The following is an 18,106-nucleotide window of genomic DNA, read 5'->3' on the forward strand; positions in this document are numbered from 1 at the left end:
TACAGAGAATTTCAAGTTAATGAATTTGTCTATTTTACTCTCAAAGCTAAGTTTAAAGGTTCTTGCAATTCTAAATTCTATCTCCTGAATTCTGCTGTATGACTTATGCTCAATGACTAATAACTACTTTTTAATTGTCCTGTAAACCAGAATTTGGGTAGGATTTAGTTGTACGCTACTAACACCTTTTTGGGCAAATACATAGTCTTTGCTTTGCCATAAGGGAACATAAGGTACATCAGTAACTACTTGCGTTTGAATTTCTGTAAAAATTTTCTGACGTGCTTCGGGATTTAGTTCTTTGCGCTGCTGATCAATAAGTTTGTTGATGGCTTCACTATAGTAAAACGAACCCTGAGTTTGACTACCTCCATCTTCGCATCCTTTCGCAACTGAACCTTTATCACAAGATAAAAACGGCTGGACGTAATTATCTGGATCTAAAAAGTCTGGATACCAATCAAGTAAAGCTGCCGGATATAATCCTTTGGAAATGTCTTTAAAGAAGGCAGGTCCTTCCGCTTGAGTGACTTCAAATTGAAGGATTCCATCCATCTTGGCATCAACAAGAGATTTGAGCGTCTGTGCTGCCAAACTACGAGTAGGTGAACTAGAAGGATACCAAATTTGTACTTTTGCCGGATTCTCTTTAGAAAAACCAGCAGTAGTTAATAATTTTTTAGCTTGATCAAAGTTAGCATCGCCATATTTATCTTTAAATAATGGCTGGGAAACATTAAATGTCGTGGGAATCATGCTATAAAGCGGATCTGCTTGACCAAGTAAGGCGCGCTCATTTAAAAGTGGACGGTCAATTATTGACGCGATCGCTTGTCTTACCTCTAATTTATCTAAGGGCTGCTGATTCCGGTTTAATACCAGATAACTTACTACGCTACCTTGAGATGCGATCGCTTGCCAATCCCCTTTTTTAGCACCTTCTTCCAAACTACGATTTTGATCTGGCTGTAGCGACAAATAAGCTACATCGATTGCACGTGTACGGAAAGCATTAAACAAATTAACTGGACTAGTTTGAATTTGGAGGTTAACACCCTTGTTAACTGGTTTTTCTCCCCAATATTTATCAAACGCATCAAATCGGATTGAATCAGTACCATACTGCGCTAATTTGTAAGGCCCAGTTCCCACAAAAATATTCGGTTTAAATTTACCTGCACCAAGTTCGTAAGCTTTTGGTGAAAGTGCACACACCCCAGGAAACGCCAGCAGTGACGGAAACGCTGCAAAGGGTTTTTTCAGCCTAATGGTTAATTCATACTCGCTTGTGGTTTTTACCGAATCTACTATATCTCCCAGCAAAAAAGAGGGTTTTCCTTTATTTTGAATGAAGCGATTTATAGTAAACGCCATTGCTTGGGCATTGAAGGGAGTCCCATCATGAAAAACCACTCCCTGACGTAAGGGGATGGTATAAGTTAAGGCATCTTGGCTAACTTTAGGTAATGCTGTGGCTAGCTGGGGCTTAATTTCTGTGCTTCCTGGTTCGTAGGTGTAGAGGCGATCGCTCATATTAAACACCAAACCTAAGGCTGCTAACTCATAAGTATCAGCCGGATCAAGAGTTCTTGGCTTTGCCGTTGTACCTATAGTAATACGACCATCACCTGTAGGGCTATTCACAGAACCTGATGGTGGCGTAGTTGGGTTAGGACGAGGAGCGCAACTAACAACTAAAAATAAACATAGACAAAACAAAGATAGGAATTGTGTAATCCGACCCCACCGTTTCACGGACAAGGAAATCCAGGTCATAGCAATAAAATATTTGATATCAGCGGTCAGCAATTTTACTACATTTGTGACTATTGTGCTTGATTTTTACAATTAGTTACGGTAATACTTGTGACTAAGTATACTTCTATAAATAAACATAACTTGCAGCAAATATGAAAAAACTTGCTCGATATTGTGACTTAGTTTGCAACAAACTCAAAACTTTGTAACGAATACTAAACTTCATAGTTAATTTGATTGCTATTGTACAATTGCACTATTTGTTACAAACAAATATTGACGAAATGATAAACTTTGGTATTAGTTAAGTAATGAAAAGTTTTTATTTAATTAAAATTTTAAACATTGACTAAAATTGTCGTAAATTCATAACTACTAGTGAATAGCGATCGCGATATCGTAAACAACAGATTGAAAGTCTAAATAGTGAGACTAAGAGCGTGAAGTATTTCTTTCTATCTGAGGGATGGACAGTTGCTAGAGTTTGGGCATCCGATGGACTCTGGCAAATAACCGCATGGCGACGCCAACCAGATATTCAGCGAATGAATATTTGTTTAGTGGAACAAAACGAATTGCTGTGGCTTTATCGAGTTGAAGAAGCTGTTTTAACCGTGGAAGTGCAGCCAACAACACCAGTAATTGCCAGTAAGACTATAGGTCAAGTAGTACTCAAGCGTTTGATGAGTGCTGAACAGGTAATTGAACGCCTGGGTACGGCTGAGACGAAGTGTCAACTGCAAAACATCCAATTGGTTGTTCAGTAGATAGGGGGGCATTGGGCATTGGGCATTGGGCATTGGGCATTGGGAAAGAGGCAGAGGGGCAGGGTGCGGGGTGCAGAGGGGAAAACTCTTCTCCCTTGCTCCCTGCTCCCTGCTCCCTTGCTTCTCCCCCTGCTCCCTGCCCCCCACTCCCCTCATAAAGAAAAGATAAGAAAATTTAATCCCCGACAACGATTGGTAGCGAAAAAACTTGGAGATGCTACGCGATCGCATCAATTTACACGCTTGCAAACAATTCCATCAATAGTTACACTTTTTAAAACATTCTCATTTTTGCTTAGTGATGGCTACCCTACAGGGTAAATCTCAAGGGAGCGAGTAAGCATTGCCAAAGCACCCACACTGTCTAACTTATAAGACTAAGCTGTGGTAAGGTTCTGGCTGTGGCAATAACAAAAAAAAAGAGAGAGTTTTCTGAGTGGCGAGTTTCGTTCCTTAGAATCTCAGTAAGAAAATTGCTTTGTAAACTAACTCATCGAGGAGGAGCGTAGTCGATGGGACTACCCTGGTACCGAGTACATACAGTCGTTCTGAATGATCCAGGGCGGCTGATTTCTGTACACTTAATGCACACAGCCTTAGTAGCAGGCTGGGCTGGTTCGATGGCACTCTACGAACTGGCTGTTTTTGACCCTAGCGATCCGGTTCTTAATCCCATGTGGCGTCAAGGGATGTTCGTTCTACCCTTCATGTCACGTTTGGGCGTTACCCAATCTTGGGGTGGTTGGAACGTTACTGGTGGCCCAGCAACCGATCCTGGCTTCTGGTCATTTGAAGGCGTTGCTGCGGCTCACATTGTTCTTTCCGGTCTTTTGTTCCTAGCTGCTGTTTGGCACTGGGTTTACTGGGATTTGGAACTCTTTAGAGATCCCCGCACTGGTGAACCTGCCCTAGACTTGCCAAAAATGTTTGGCATCCACCTGTTCTTATCTGGTCTACTTTGTTTTGGATTTGGTGCTTTTCACCTCACTGGACTATTTGGCCCAGGCATGTGGGTTTCTGACCCCTACGGTATAACTGGTGCCGCGCAAGCAGTCGCACCAGAATGGGGCCCAGATGGTTTTAACCCATACAACCCTGGTGGCATTGTGGCTCACCACATTGCTGCTGGTGTTGTTGGTATTATTGCAGGCTTATTCCACCTCACAGTAAGACCCCCCGAACGGCTCTACAAAGCCCTACGGATGGGTAACATTGAAACAGTACTTTCTAGCAGTATTGCAGCAGTATTCTTTGCTGCTTTCGTTGTTGCTGGTACTATGTGGTACGGTAACGCCGCCACTCCCATCGAATTGTTTGGTCCAACCCGTTATCAATGGGATCAGGGCTACTTCGGTCAAGAAATTCAGCAGCGCGTCCAAACAAGCGTTGCCCAAGGTGCAACCCTTGAACAAGCTTGGTCGCAGATTCCCGAAAAGCTGGCTTTCTATGATTACGTCGGTAATAGCCCCGCTAAAGGCGGTCTATTCCGTACAGGGCCGATGGTCAAGGGTGATGGTATTGCTCAGTCTTGGCAAGGTCACGCCGTATTCAAAGATTCTGAAGGACGGGAATTGACCGTGCGTCGTCTCCCCAACTTCTTTGAAACCTTCCCAGTAATTTTGACCGATGCAGATGGAATTGTCCGCGCTGACATTCCCTTCCGTCGGGCAGAATCTAAGTATAGCTTCGAGCAATCTGGTGTCACCGTCAGTTTCTATGGTGGCGATCTAAATGGTAAAACCTTTACAGAGCCAGCTGATGTGAAGAAGTATGCTCGTAAAGCTCAAGGCGGTGAAATCTTTGAATTTGACCGGGAAACCTTGAACTCTGATGGTGTATTCCGCACCAGTCCTAGAGGTTGGTTTACCTTTGGACATGCTGTATTTGCTCTGCTGTTCTTCTTTGGTCACCTCTGGCATGGCTCTCGGACAATCTACCGAGACGTATTTGCTGGTGTTGATGCGGATCTGGAAGAGCAAGTTGAGTGGGGTCTGTTCCAGAAAGTGGGTGACAAGTCAACCCGCCGGAAGGAAGCCCTTTAAAGGACAGGAAACTGGGGACTGGAGACTGGGAAAAGTTTTCCCTGTTTCTAATACCCAGTACCCAATCCCTAATCCCTCATTACTAGCTAGATAAGCAGGAAATCGTAATATGGAAAGCGTTGCGTACATCTTGATTTTTACTCTGTGTATAGGTACTCTCTTCTTTGCGATCGCATTTCGCGAACCCCCCCGCTTTGAAAAACCAAAAGATAAGTAGATCCTAATTTACCAGACCTTCAAGCAGATTGAATCTTAAGTATCCGTTGCTACGATGCGTTGTAGCAACGGATATTATTGTGTATGTCCTTTGTTGGTTTTCACTACTAAGTAAATAACCAATCATTTTTATATTGTGATATAATTTCCAATCTTGGGAGTAGATATGTGTTAATACTAGCTTTTCTGCGCTAGGATGAAAAAGGATGTTAAGTGTTAAGCTGCCACAAAACTGTTTACATTACACATCACGCTTGTCGCACAACCTTTACGGAGATTAGAACCAGGAACAAATCAGCATGGTCAATCAGAATTTAACCGCTACAGAAATTGGATTCACTCACGAAGATTTCGCTGCTCTACTTGACAAATACGATTATCATTTTAGCCCTGGTGATGTTGTCCCAGGAACAGTTTTCAGTATAGAGCCGCGCGGCGCTCTGATTGACATTGGTGCTAAAACCGCAGCATATATTCCTATACAAGAAATGTCTATTAACCGGGTAGATAGCCCGGAAGAAGTCTTACAGTCAAACGAAACGCGGGAATTTTTCATCCTTACCGATGAAAACGAAGATGGTCAATTAACCCTTTCCATTCGCCGTATTGAATATATGCGGGCTTGGGAACGCGTGCGACAGCTGCAAGCAGAAGATGCTACTGTTCGTTCTGGCGTATTTGCAACCAATCGCGGCGGAGCATTGGTAAGGATTGAGGGATTACGTGGCTTTATCCCCGGTTCCCATATCAGTACCCGCAAACCTAAAGAAGAATTGGTAGGCGAAGATTTACCATTAAAATTCCTAGAGGTGGACGAAGAACGTAACCGCTTAGTTCTATCTCACCGACGGGCGCTGGTTGAACGTAAGATGAACCGCCTAGAAGTCGGCGAAGTAGTAATTGGTACAGTTCGTGGCATCAAACCTTACGGTGCTTTCATCGACATTGGCGGCGTGAGTGGTCTACTACACATTTCTGAGATTTCTCACGAACATATTGATACGCCTCATAGCGTCTTCAATGTTAATGATGAAGTAAAAGTTATGATCATTGACTTGGATGCAGAAAGAGGTCGGATTTCTCTATCTACCAAGCAGCTAGAACCCGAACCCGGCGATATGATTAAAAACCGGGATTTGGTGTACGATAAGGCAGAAGAAATGGCTGCTAAATATCGTGAACAAATGTTAGCCAAGCAACAAGGTGCAACTGCTGCACCCACGGAAGTTTCAGTAGAAGAAGATATTCCACCAGCAGCAGAACTTGAAGAAGATATTCCACCAGCAGCAGAACTTGAAGAAGATATTCCACCAGCAGCAGAACTTGAAGAAGATATTCCAGTAGTTGCGGAAACTGAAGAACAAATTCCAGCAGCTACGGAAACTGAAGAACAAATTCCAGCAGCTATTGAAGAATAATACATTTATAGTTTTACTTATTTTTAAGTAAGAGTATTAAATCATTGGATAAAGAGGGTTTTCCCCTCTTTTTTTATGTGGAGAATTACTAATAGTTAGGAGTTAAGCATAAGAACTCATAACTATTCAATTTTAACTAAACAAATGGAATGAAATATTGTGGCAACTATTAAATGTAGAAACATCACCTTTGATAATATCCAGGCAATTTTGTTTGACAAAAACGGTACTCTAGAAGATTCAGAAACGTATTTGCGATCGCTTGCACAAAAAGCAGCAAGATTGATAGATGCTCAAGTTCCCGGTATTGGGGAACCACTATTAATGGCATTTGGCATCAATGGTAGTATTCTAGATCCGGCGGGTTTGATATCGGTAGCGAGTCGCCGTGAAACAGAAGTTGCAGCTGCGGCATATATTGCCGAAACGGGAAGAGGATGGTTTGAGTCCTTAAAAATAGCCCGTCAAGCTTTGGATGAAGCAGAAAAATATATTGAACAAACTCCTTCGCCCCTGTTTATGGGTAGCTTAGACTTATTGAAATACCTACAGGAAGGAGGGTTGAAACTTGGTATCCTCTCGGCTGCAACAACTGAAGAAGTACATAACTTTGTAGAGAATCACCAATTAAGTGATTATATCCAGTTGGAAATGGGAGTAGATGAGGGGCCAAGTAAACCAGATCCAGTACTATTTTTGCAAGCTTGTCAAGCTTTGGGAGTCGAACCAGGCGCTACATTGATGGTGGGTGATTCCGTTGGTGATATGCAAATGGCGCGTAATGCTAAAGCCGCAGGTTGTATTGGTATCACTTGGGTGGATAAGTCGGATAATGTCCGAGGTGCGGATGTGGTGATTAATTTACTCGATGAAATCCAGATTTTAAAAGATTAGTTTACCTTTAGCGACACTAAATAAGCTGTTGAGAGGATCTTAGGTAAAAGCGATGTATGACGACAAGCATTGATGCTCGTAAGAGCTGTGTTCCCGACGTAGCAGCATCTGACTCGCTATTAGGTTCGCGATCATCTGACGCTATTTGACAGCAATTACTACAACACCTACAACCTAGGAAACCCTTGCCAAGAGCGCAGTTTCACCGCTACGTGCCTACGTACTTTCCCGCAACAATTTGTCAAATTTTACATTATCTATGTCTTTAGATAGATATAATCTATTTCTCAGATGGCTTACTATTTCATCGAGAGTGCTTGTTAGGGCAATTCTCAATAGAAAAATTCAGAAATCAGAATTCAGGAGTCAAAATCAATTAGTGGGGAATTAAGACCCGCAGGTTCCTATTTAACTATTAAACTTTCTCCTTTGGAGACACTACGTTAACGATTTAGTTTTGGTCTTAAACTCATTTATTGAGGCGCTGTGGGCTCGTTCTAAGTGTTGGCGTTCGCATACCGTGTCGTAAGACAAGCCTCTCTTAGACAAGGTTTTTGGCTGTGCTATGCGCCAATACTTCGACAGGGTCAGCAACCATCGTAGAGAATTCAATTCTAAATTTTGAATTTTAACTCCTGAATTATTGTCTGATTAAGTGAAATACGCTGATAAATAATTTCAGAGCCAGAAATCGGTTGTTTGATTGTATTTCTGCCTGTCTTAAGCAGAGCGTATTCCACGCAATTAATAATTTCTATAAGCCCTAAACCCCACAGAGGCTGCTGAGCAGAATTTCTTTGTGTAGAAGTATCTTAGGAATTTTAAGTTGCAGCTAAATGTGCACAGAGTAAATTACACGTTTTTGCGGAGTCAAAAAATATGAAGATTTTAACTGGTCTTATTTCCAGCTTGACGCTACTGAGTTTAAATGTTGTCGGTTTATCTCAGGTACAGGCTCAAACACCACCAGGATTTACTTTTCAGAAAGTTCCAGTAACTCTTTTCGGAAATGGTTGCCCAAAGGGAACAGCAGAGGGAATTTTGAATGGAGATACTCTTTCAGTAACATTTTCTAAGTTTGAAGCTAAAGCTTTACCTCCTAGGGTTGTATCAGCAGCCTGCAATCTGCGGATCGGTCTTAATGTACCTTCTGGATTAAATGTTCAGCCGGTTAACGTCCAGTACCTTGGCTTTGCAGATGTGCCTAGAGGAGGTAGTGCTAACCTGAACGTTAGAATACTATTTCAAGGTCAAATAGTTCCAACTAACAATAATCCAAACGCAACGTTTAACGCTGGCTTCTCAGATATCTGGGACAAAAATGTAGGTATTACATTAGGCGCAATAAATGCGTGTAAGAACCCAGTAAGTTCGATTTTTGGTATCAATACAAATCTGACGGCAAGAGCTACAACTGTAGCTGCAAATCAAGAAACCCAAATCCGAATTGATACAATCGACACAACAATCGGCCCTGTATTATTCCAAATCAAGTTTGGTTTTAATCCTTGTTAGATTTTTTAAATGCATAGTCAGTTTTGCATTTAATTTTTCACAACAGATGATGCCTCTAAGAGAATGTTTTAAAAGTCCCGGAAGGTATAACTTTACCTTTCTGGCTCAGGTCAACTGCGACGAAAAAAATTCGATTTCAGCCATGTCCTGAGATGCTTCGCCGTGATTTATCATGAAAGCAAAATACCCTTTTAAAACATCCTCTAAAAGTTGCTTTACCAAACTTATCCAAAGATTTCTTCCAATAGCTTTGAAGAAATCTTTGGCTATCTGTTGTTAAAAATAGTATTGGCAACAAAATGGCAATTTTTAAATAAATGAAATACGCTGATAATATAATTTCAGAGCCATAAATGGATTATTGTATCCTATTTCTCTCTGCTTTAACCAAAGCGTATTACAGACAATTAAGAACTGCTATAAGTCCCCAGCAGGCTGTTGGATAAAATTTTTTTGTGTAGAAGAATCTCAAGGGATTTTAAGTTGCAGCTAATTTGTACAGGAAATTACAAGTTTTCGCGGAGTCTAAAAGTATGAAAGTTTTAACTGGTATTATTTCCAGCTTGACGCTACTGAGTTTGAATGTTCTGGGTTTATCTCAGGTACAGGCTCAAACAACAGGACTTATATTTAATCAAAATGTTCCAGTAAGTTTTTCGGGAACCGGTTGCCCATCGTCGAACACAGTACAGGGAGTTTTGAATGGAGATACCCTTTCAATAACATTTTCTGAATTTGAAGCTAAAGCTCCACGTCCCAGGGTTATATCAAAATCCTGCAATCTGCGGATCGGTCTGACTGTACCTTCTGGATTTAACGTTCAACCGGTTAGCGTCAACTATTCTGGCTTTGCAGATGTGCCTACAGGAGGCAGTGCTGATCTGAATGTGAAAATATTCTTTCAAGGTAGAGAAGTTCCAACTGACGTTAATCCAAACCGAACCTTTCCGGCTGGCTTTTCAGATGTTTGGAGCAAATTTGTGCCTATTACATTAAATTCAATAAATGCATGTAGGAACCCAGTGAGTTCGGTTTTTGGTATCAATTCAACTGTGACGGCAAGAGGTACAAATATACCTACAGGTCAAGAAACTCAACTCCGAATTGATACAATCGACACAACAATCGCCAATGATGTATTGTTCCAAATCAAGTTTGAGTATAATCCTTGTTAGGTTTTTTAAATGCATAGTTAGTTTTGCATTTAATTTTTCTCAAAACCTTAACTCTCAAAAGCTGCTTTACCAACTTATCGAAAGATTTCTTCCAATCGCTTTGAAGAAATCTTGAACTCTATTTCTTGATAAATAATTAGGTCAAGTCAAACTAGCTGATAAATCTATCAAAATCAAAATTTGCCAAACATAGGTCTTTGGATAGATAAAATATATTTATCTGTAATTTTGAATTTTTTCAAGGCTTATTATGGTGGCAATTGTGAACTGGAGAATAATTCAGAAGTAAGAATTCAGGATTCAGAATCAATTTACTGGGGCCAGACCTACCATTTTATTCTTGAACAGTAAATCGAACGCGAGTGCGCCTCCAAAAGAGAATACTTCGTGAGGGTATTAAACCCATTTATTCATTCTGCTGGTAAACTACCAACTGCTGCACTATCCGCCAGTTATACAGAATTGAATTCTGAATTCTAAGTACTGACTCCTTAATTATTTTCTGAGAAGTGAAATATGCTGATAAATAATTTCCGAGTCAGAAATTGATTGTTTTATCCTATTTATATCTCTTTTAAGTAGAGCGTGTTGCAGACAATTAAGAACTGCTAGAGAATCCTCCAAACTGGAAAATGCTACTGGGGTAAAATTTGTTTTTGTAAAAGTATGTTAGGAGTTTGGCATTGCAGCTAATACGCATAGGAGATTACATAATTTTCGTGGAGTTATTATATGAAAGTTTTAACTGGTTTGATTTCCAGTTTGACGCTACTGAGTTTAAATGTTGTCGGTTTATCTCAGGTACAGGCTCAAACACCGACAGGATTTAAGTTTCAAAAAGTTGATGGAACTTTTTTCGGAAATGGTTGCCCAAACGGAACAGCACAGCTAGTTTTGAATGGAGATACTGCTTCAGTAACATTTTCTCAGTTTGAAGCTAAAGCTTCACCTCCTAAAGTTGTATCAGCATCCTGTAATTTGCGATTCGGTATTGATATACCTTCTGGCTCTAACGTTCAGCCGATTAGCGTCAGGTATCTTGGCTTTGCAGATGTGCCTACCGGAGGCAGTGCTGATTTGAGGGTTGAAATATCATTTCAAGGTGCAAATGTTGCAACTATCAATAATCCAAACCAAACGTTTCCGGCTGGTTTTTCAGATACTTGGAACAAAAATATAGATATTGTAGCAAACACAATAAATGCATGTAGTAGACCAGTCAGTTCGGTTTTTGGTATCAATTCAACTCTGACTGCAAGAGCTAGAGGTATACCTGCAAATCAAGAAACCCAAATCAGAATTAATACAATTGACACAACAATCAAGGATGTATTGTTCCAAATAAAGTTTGCTTTTAAGCGTTGTTAGGTTTTTTAAATGTATAGTCAGTTTTGCATTTAATTTTTCACAAAAGTTTTCGAGGCTTTTATCTTACAAAAAATTCTTTTTTAACATCCTCTAATATTCACAGAAGATTACACATTTTCGCGGAGTTATTAGATGAAAATTTTAACTGGTCTGATTTCCAGTTTGACGCTGCTAAGTTTAAATGCTATGGGTTTATCTCAAGTACAAGCTCAAACACAAGGATTTGAGTCTCAAAATGTTCCAGTAAGTTTTTCGGGAACTGGTTGCCCACCGGGGCCAGTACAGGGAGTTTTGAATGGAGATACTCTTTCAATAACATCTTCTGCGTTTGAAGCTTTAGCTTCATCTTCTAAGGGACTACCAAAATCTTGCAATCTCCGGATTGGTCTGAATATACCTTCTGGATTTAACGTTCAGCCGATTAGCATCAAGTATGCTGGCTTTGCAAATGTGCCTGCAGGAGGCAGTGCTGACCTGAACGTGAAAATACTCTTTCAAGGTAGAGAAGTTTCAACTACCGATAATCCAAACCAAACGTTTCGGGCTGGCTTCTCAGATATTTGGAGCAAACATGTAGGTCTTGTATTAAACCCAATAAATGTATGTAGGAACCCAGTGAGTTCGGTTTTTGGTATCAATTCAACTTTGACGGCAAGAGCTACAAATGTACCTAGAGGTCAAGAAGCCCAAATCCGAATTGCTCCAATCGACACAACAATTGGTGATGTATTGTTCCAAATCAAGTTTGATGTTAATCCTTGTTAGGTTTTTTAAATGCATAGTTAGTTTTGCATTTAATGTTTTACAAAACCTGCTGTTTGTAAAGCAGCTTTACCAACTTATCGAAAGATTTCTTCAATCGCTCTGAAGAAATCTTTGACTTTCTGTCTTGATAAATAGCTAGGTCAAGCCAAAGTAGCTGATAAATCTAACGAAATCACAATTTGCAAAAAATATGTCTTTGGATAGGTAAAATATATTCTTCTTTGATAGTTTTATGGTATAATATTTGTAAAACTTCTTGTGAGGGCAATTCTTAATTAAAGAAGAATTCAGAAGTAAGAATTCAGGAGTCAGAATCAATTAGTGGGGTTCAATACCGCCATTATATTCTTTAACGCTAAATGAACGCGAGTGCGTCTCCAAAGAAGAATTTAGTTAGGGTCTTAAACTTACTTATTCATTCGCTGGTAGATTCGCTACCTCTACGTTATCTGATTTTTCGTGCAGAATTCAATCCTGAATTCTAAGTCCTGACTCCTGAATTATTTTCTGATAAGTTAAATATGCTGGTCAACAATTTACGAGTTAGAAATTGATTTTTTTATCATATTTATGTCTTTTTTAACCAGAGCGTATTCCATAAGTTTAATGATTGGTAGATATGCCCAAAACTCAAAGAGTTTGCCAGGTAAAGTTGTTCTGTCTAGAAGTATATTAGGAGATTGACATTCTATGTAATATTCATAGGAGATTACAGATTTTCGCGGAGTTATTAGATGAAAGTTTTAACTGGTATGATTTCCAGTTTGACGCTACTGAGTTTAAATCTTGCGGGTTTATCTCAGGTACAGGCTCAAACACCAGGATTTGAGCTTCAAGAAGTTCCAGTAACTCTTTTCGGAAATGGCTGCCCAAACGGAACAGCAAAGGGAATTTTAGATGCAGATACTCTTTCGATAACAATTTCTGAGTTTGAAGCTAAAGCTTCACCCCCTAAGGTTGTATCAGCATCCTGTAATCTGCGGATTGGTCTGAATGTACCTTCTGGATTTAACGTTCAGCCGATTCAAGTCAAGTATCTTGGCTTTGCAGATGTGCCTACAGGAGGCAGTGCTGACCTGAACGTCAAAATACTCTTTCAAGGTCAAGAACTCCCAACTATTGATGATCCAAATGCAACGTTTGCGCCTGGTTTCTCGGCTACTTGGAGTAAAGATGTAAATATTGTATTAGGCACAATAAATGTATGTGAAAATCCAGTAAGTTCGATTTTTGGTATCAATACAAATCTGACGGCAAGAGCTAGAGATATACCTGCAAATCAAGAAACCAAAATCCGAATTGATAAAATAGATACAGCAATCGGCCCTGTATTGTTCCAAATCAAGTTTGCTTTTAATCCTTGTTAGGTTTTTTTAATGCATAGTTAGTTTTGCATTTAATTTTTTCCAAAACCTGATCTTTGTAAAGCTGCTTTACCAACTTATCGAAAGATTTCTTTCAATCACTCTGAAGAAATTTTTGACTCTGTGTCTTGAGACATAGTTATTGACAACAAACCTGAGAAGCTCTCCTTATTTGAGATGAAAGATATGAAAGTTTTAACTGCTCTTATTTCCAGTTTGACGCTACTGAGTTTAAATGTTGTGGGTTTATCTGAGGCACAGGCTCAAACACCAGCATTTCAGTTTGAAAGTATCCCAGTAACTGTTTTCGGAAATGGGTGCCCGTCGGGAAATGCCCAAACAAGTTTGGTAGGAAATACTCTGTCTGTAAGTTTCCCTCGATTTCAGGCTGTAGCTGTATCTCCTAGGGTTGTATCACAATCTTGTAATCTCAGAATTGGGCTTAATGTGCCTAGAGGCTACAGAGTTCAGCCGATTAACCTCAGGTATTCTGGTTCTACAAATGTGCCTCAGGGGGGCACTGCTGCCTTAAGAGTTAGACCAGTGTTTCAAGGGAGAGTAATTCCATCTAGTAGTGATCTAAACGCAAACTTCTCGTCTGGCTCTTCAGGTGGATGGCTAAAAGATGTAGCTATTACAGGAGATACAGTAAACGCGTGTGCTAACCCAGTGAATTCGGTTTTCGGCATCAACACAACTTTGATAGCGCGTGCTACAAATGTAGCTGCGGGGCAGCGAACTCAAATTGGATTCAATGGGATTTATAGAATTAGGTTTAATTTGACTCCTTGTTAGTAGTAGTCTGTCAAGCTAGTTTTGATGGTTTTCAGTAAGGACTTTGGTGCTTAGAAAATAATGACTAAAGTCCTTACTACAAACTTGCGTACCTATCAATTTAAACTTAACAGATTAGTAAGGGCAAGACCTGTTAAATTAATCATCACAATAAATGTGTGAAAAGCCAGCGCACCAGGTCAGTATCATACTGACCTGGTGCTTCTGTATATCCTTGTGCAACTATCTGATTAGCATCTCCTATTACACAGGCTACTAGTGGGTTCGGCAAATATCCTGGCAATGTTTTTCTGCTGCAACCTAAAGCAGCAATCATAAATACTTCCACATTGACAACTAAATTGAATAAGACAGTGGGAAGGACTTGGCATCCTTTGGCTTTACATATACCCGCTGTTTTGGTTCTAACTCTAATTGGTTAAAGCGATCGCGTGTTAAATGCGCCATTACCACTTGCCCATCATCGAAAGTTAATTCTACCTGAATTTCCCAACCCAAATGTATTAATCGGCTTACTGTAGCAGCCGTAGTTGCACCATTGGCAACCTTTTCCAAAATCACATCTTGTGGACGCAAAAATACTTGTGGGTGTGGCGCATCAAATCCGCTACTTTGAAAAATCTTCGAGTTGCTGGGTAACACGTTCACCGGGCCAATGAAGCTCATCACAAATGCGCTGGCAGGATTATCGTAAATTTCTGCTGGTGTCCCCACCTGTTCTACACGCCCTTTATTCATGACCACAACTTCATCAGAGACTTCCATTGCTTCTTCTTGGTCGTGGGTAACGAAAACCGTGGTAACATGAACCTCATCATGAAGGTTGCGTAACCATGCCCGTAAATCTTTGCGGACTTTAGCATCGAGTGCGCCAAAAGGTTCATCTAGCAGTAATACTTCGGGTTCTACTGCTAATGCCCTTGCTAATGCTACCCGTTGTCTTTGACCACCAGAAAGTTGTGATGGATAGCGATCGCCTAGTCCACTCAATTGCACTAATTCCAGTAACTGTTCTACCCGCCCCTTAATTTTCTTTGGCTGTGCCTTACGAATTTCTAAGCCAAAGGCAATATTCTGCCTGACAGTTAAATGCTTAAATAGGGCGTAGTGCTGAAACACAAACCCAATATTGCGCTGTTGTACGCTTTGATATGTAGCATCCTTACCAGTAAGAAAGATTTTGCCACTATCTGGCATTTCTAAACCTGAAATTAACCGTAATAGCGTAGATTTACCTGATCCCGATGGCCCAAGCAACGCAACTAGCGAACCACTCTTAATTTCCAGGCTAACCTGATCAACTGCCTGGAAACTCCCAAATTGTTTGGAGACATTCTCAACTACTATACCCACTGTCGCTGTACCTCTGCAACTAATCTACAGTTCCCTGCTAGGATTACCGTGTCTTACATATACCATACATAGTTATTTTTGAGTAACAATATTTAGCTACCACAGCTACCGCAATCGAAGAAGCTACACAGGACTTACGCACTCAGATCCCCCAACCCCCTTAAAAAGGGGGCTTTAGAAGTTCCCCCCTTTTTAAGGGGGGCTAGGGGGGATCTAGGTTTCAGGCTTCAGTGCGTAAGTCCTAGCTATATTCAGCACCACTGCAATCTAGGGAACCAGCTGACTTGTCTGCTAAGAGAATCGAACAAGGAAATCTGCATATTGAAGACTGGAGACTAAGCAATATTCTTTATTCTTCCCAATGCCCAATTCGTATCGAAACATTAAGGAATATTGCATTTGTGCAGAAACCTGAAGGTAAAGCGCCAAATCACTAGAAAGACCGTGGTAGTATGCTCTCGGTAAATGTGAAGATTTGGGAGAAAGACCTTTGACACTACGGGTTGCTGTTATTGGGTCAGGCCCTGCTGGTTCATCTGCCGCAGAAACACTGGCAGCCTCTGGGATTGAAACCTACCTGTTTGAGCGGAAGCTAGACAATGCAAAGCCTTGTGGGGGTGCAATTCCCCTCTGTATGGTGAGTGAATTTGACTTACCACCAGAGATTATCGATCGCCGGGTACGGAAGATGAAAATGATTTCGCCTTCCAATCGTGAGGTAGATATCAATCTGGTAAATGAAGAAGAATATATAGGAATGTGCCGCCGGGAAGTGCTGGATGGCTTTTTGCGCGATCGCGCGGCAAAAGTCGGCGCAAATTTAATTAATGCTACTGTTCATAAACTTGATATACCAGGAAACAATACTGATCCCTATACCATCCATTACATTGACCATACAGATGGGATATCACAGGGTATTGCCAAAACCCTAAAAGTGGATTTAATCATTGGGGCAGATGGGGCTAATTCTCGCGTTGCTAAAGAAATGGACGCTGGGGATTACAATTATGCGATCGCCTTCCAAGAGCGAATTCGCTTACCCGAAGACAAAATGGCCTATTACAACGACCTCGCCGAAATGTATGTCGGTGATGACGTTTCTACTGACTTCTACGCTTGGGTTTTCCCCAAATATGACCACGTAGCTGTCGGTACTGGCACGATGCACATCAATAAAGCTAGCATCAAACAGTTACAAGCTGGTATCCGCGCTCGTGCTTCCGAGAAACTAGCAGGCGGTAAAATCATCAAAGTAGAAGCACACCCCATTCCTGAACATCCCCGTCCCCGTCGTGTTGTTGGTCGCATCGCTTTGGTGGGAGATGCTGCTGGTTACGTTACTAAGTCCTCTGGTGAAGGTATTTATTTTGCCGCTAAATCTGGGCGGATGTGTGCCGAAACCATTGTAGAAGCATCTAACAGTGGTAGCCGTATTCCTACAGAAGGCGACCTTAAGGTTTACCTGAAGCGTTGGGATAAAAGATACGGACTCACTTACAAGGTGTTGGACATTCTGCAAACCGTGTTCTATCGTTCCGACGCTACCCGCGAGGCGTTTGTGGAAATGTGTGATGACCTAGATGTACAAAGGCTAACATTCGATAGCTATTTGTATAAGACGGTTGTTCCAGCTAATCCTATCACCCAATTGAAAATCACTGCCAAAACCATTGGTAGTCTAATTCGGGGTAATGCCCTTGCACCTTAATTGAGTGCAAAGGACTGGGAATTCCAACAAATAAATTACCGAATTTTGTGGGGCGGGCATTTTGCCCGTCCATTAATTATCGGTGGGCAAGACTTCGGGTCAATTTTGTATAGCATAAACTCACCTATGACTCAGAGATAGTTGTACTGGGAGCAGCTAGATGCCAGTTGTAGTCGCCAAGTTGTATGTAGAATATCAAAATGATGCTTATTGGGTTATAGATAGCCAAATTCCCTTTAAGTTCGTTGTATATGCCTTTCAAAATGGCATCCAATACTCTGGACGACCATTGTTTTGAATCACTTCGTCAAAGATTTGGATCAGCCAGTCCTCAAAAGAGTTAGCAATTATGTGTTCTGGTTGCCACCCTTCAAACGAATAATCATGCTGGCAATCAAGCACTTTGTATTCTGAATTGGCATAAGTTGTGATATCAAAACTACAAAAATCACCTGTAGCTATATAACCTAAATAACAAAAAGCAATATACTTTTTCTCGCTATCATCCTCAACGTAGACTTGATCTTGATCTTGATTAAATGGAACAATAGTACTTGTGCTTTGAATCAGAATTCCACTATCAGCTAACTACGGCAAAGTAATTTCAAATCTCGGCTGTTCGCTACAAAAAACATTTGCCCCATTGGTGAATTTCAAAAACTCCTTGTAACTATGAGGCAGAATGAATCCTAGTTCTGCCTCACATTGCTGGATTTCAGCTTGACTAGCAGGAGGGTTGAATTTAAACCCTAATTCAATGTTTTGCTTCTCTAATATTTGTTGTGCCTGTTTAACTTTTTGTGGGAGCCATGTATACATAAGTGACCTCAGTAGCTATGTTAATGTTCACATTTCTTACTCTTTTCACCACGATGATCGCTTCACTAATCCTTCCTGTGCGTCTTTCCTCCTTCAATGTCGTATAAAGTTAGCTATTGAAGTCGTTATCGAAAAATTGCTGGTAA

The 18,106-nt window shown here is 40.7% G+C and carries 17 protein-coding genes; 13 read left to right on the top strand and 4 right to left on the bottom strand.

Going from position 1 to position 18,106, the window contains the following annotated elements:
- Positions 1-123: 123 nt before the first annotated feature.
- Positions 124-1,776, bottom strand: coding sequence for an ABC transporter substrate-binding protein (locus tag H6G26_RS14270; protein ID WP_190729888.1), 1,653 nt, complete (start codon positions 1,774-1,776; stop codon positions 124-126).
- Positions 1,777-2,198: 422 nt separating this feature from the next.
- Here H6G26_RS14270 and H6G26_RS14275 point away from each other — a divergent pair, with 422 nt between their 5' ends.
- From H6G26_RS14275 to H6G26_RS14325, 11 genes are all read left to right on the top strand, one after another.
- Positions 2,199-2,525 (top strand): hypothetical protein, encoded by a 327-nt coding sequence (locus H6G26_RS14275; protein ID WP_190729889.1) that lies wholly within the window; start codon positions 2,199-2,201, stop codon positions 2,523-2,525.
- A 512-nt stretch (positions 2,526-3,037) separates the two neighbouring features.
- Positions 3,038-4,567, top strand: coding sequence for a photosystem II chlorophyll-binding protein CP47 (psbB, locus tag H6G26_RS14280; protein ID WP_190729890.1), 1,530 nt, complete (start codon positions 3,038-3,040; stop codon positions 4,565-4,567).
- A gap of 109 nt (positions 4,568-4,676) precedes the next feature.
- On the top strand, positions 4,677-4,784 hold the full coding sequence (locus H6G26_RS14285; RefSeq protein WP_084227385.1) for a photosystem II reaction center protein T: 108 nt from the start codon (positions 4,677-4,679) through the stop codon (positions 4,782-4,784).
- A 298-nt stretch (positions 4,785-5,082) separates the two neighbouring features.
- Entirely contained in the window at positions 5,083-6,201 is a 1,119-nt protein-coding gene (locus H6G26_RS14290; protein WP_190729891.1) for a 30S ribosomal protein S1, read from the top strand.
- Between the two features lie 159 nt (positions 6,202-6,360).
- Positions 6,361-7,095, top strand: a complete 735-nt coding sequence (locus tag H6G26_RS14295) for an HAD-IA family hydrolase (protein WP_190729892.1) — start codon at positions 6,361-6,363, stop codon at positions 7,093-7,095.
- A gap of 879 nt (positions 7,096-7,974) precedes the next feature.
- Positions 7,975-8,610, top strand: coding sequence for a DUF4360 domain-containing protein (locus tag H6G26_RS14300; protein WP_190729893.1), 636 nt, complete (start codon positions 7,975-7,977; stop codon positions 8,608-8,610).
- A gap of 533 nt (positions 8,611-9,143) precedes the next feature.
- Positions 9,144-9,785: a DUF4360 domain-containing protein gene (locus tag H6G26_RS14305; RefSeq protein WP_190729894.1), complete on the top strand. Its 642-nt coding sequence runs from the start codon at positions 9,144-9,146 to the stop codon at positions 9,783-9,785.
- Positions 9,786-10,517: 732 nt separating this feature from the next.
- Positions 10,518-11,153, top strand: coding sequence for a DUF4360 domain-containing protein (locus H6G26_RS14310; protein ID WP_190729895.1), 636 nt, complete (start codon positions 10,518-10,520; stop codon positions 11,151-11,153).
- A 132-nt stretch (positions 11,154-11,285) separates the two neighbouring features.
- Entirely contained in the window at positions 11,286-11,918 is a 633-nt protein-coding gene (locus H6G26_RS14315) for a DUF4360 domain-containing protein (RefSeq protein ID WP_190729896.1), read from the top strand.
- 734 nt (positions 11,919-12,652) lie between these two features.
- Positions 12,653-13,285: a DUF4360 domain-containing protein gene (locus tag H6G26_RS14320; protein WP_190729897.1), complete on the top strand. Its 633-nt coding sequence runs from the start codon at positions 12,653-12,655 to the stop codon at positions 13,283-13,285.
- Between the two features lie 183 nt (positions 13,286-13,468).
- Complete coding sequence (locus H6G26_RS14325) at positions 13,469-14,077, top strand: DUF4360 domain-containing protein (RefSeq protein ID WP_190729898.1); 609 nt, start codon at positions 13,469-13,471, stop codon at positions 14,075-14,077.
- 145 nt (positions 14,078-14,222) lie between these two features.
- Here H6G26_RS14325 and H6G26_RS14330 read toward each other — a convergent pair whose 3' ends face one another.
- On the bottom strand, positions 14,223-14,393 hold the full coding sequence (locus H6G26_RS14330) for a hypothetical protein (RefSeq protein WP_190729899.1): 171 nt from the start codon (positions 14,391-14,393) through the stop codon (positions 14,223-14,225).
- A gap of 20 nt (positions 14,394-14,413) precedes the next feature.
- A complete protein-coding gene (locus tag H6G26_RS14335) occupies positions 14,414-15,430 on the bottom strand; it encodes a sulfate/molybdate ABC transporter ATP-binding protein (RefSeq protein WP_190729900.1) in 1,017 nt (338 codons plus the stop codon).
- A gap of 490 nt (positions 15,431-15,920) precedes the next feature.
- Here H6G26_RS14335 and chlP point away from each other — a divergent pair, with 490 nt between their 5' ends.
- Positions 15,921-17,141: a geranylgeranyl reductase gene (gene chlP, locus H6G26_RS14340; RefSeq protein WP_190729901.1), complete on the top strand. Its 1,221-nt coding sequence runs from the start codon at positions 15,921-15,923 to the stop codon at positions 17,139-17,141.
- Between the two features lie 160 nt (positions 17,142-17,301).
- On the top strand, positions 17,302-17,439 hold the full coding sequence (locus H6G26_RS14345) for a hypothetical protein (RefSeq protein WP_190729902.1): 138 nt from the start codon (positions 17,302-17,304) through the stop codon (positions 17,437-17,439).
- Positions 17,440-17,729: 290 nt separating this feature from the next.
- Here H6G26_RS14345 and H6G26_RS14350 read toward each other — a convergent pair whose 3' ends face one another.
- Positions 17,730-17,960 (bottom strand): SMI1/KNR4 family protein, encoded by a 231-nt coding sequence (locus H6G26_RS14350; protein WP_190729903.1) that lies wholly within the window; start codon positions 17,958-17,960, stop codon positions 17,730-17,732.
- Between the last annotated feature and the right edge of the window lie 146 nt (positions 17,961-18,106).

It is taken from the genome of Nostoc sp. FACHB-888, from assembly GCF_014696655.1.
Taxonomy (GTDB): Bacteria; Cyanobacteriota; Cyanobacteriia; order Cyanobacteriales; family Nostocaceae; genus Nostoc.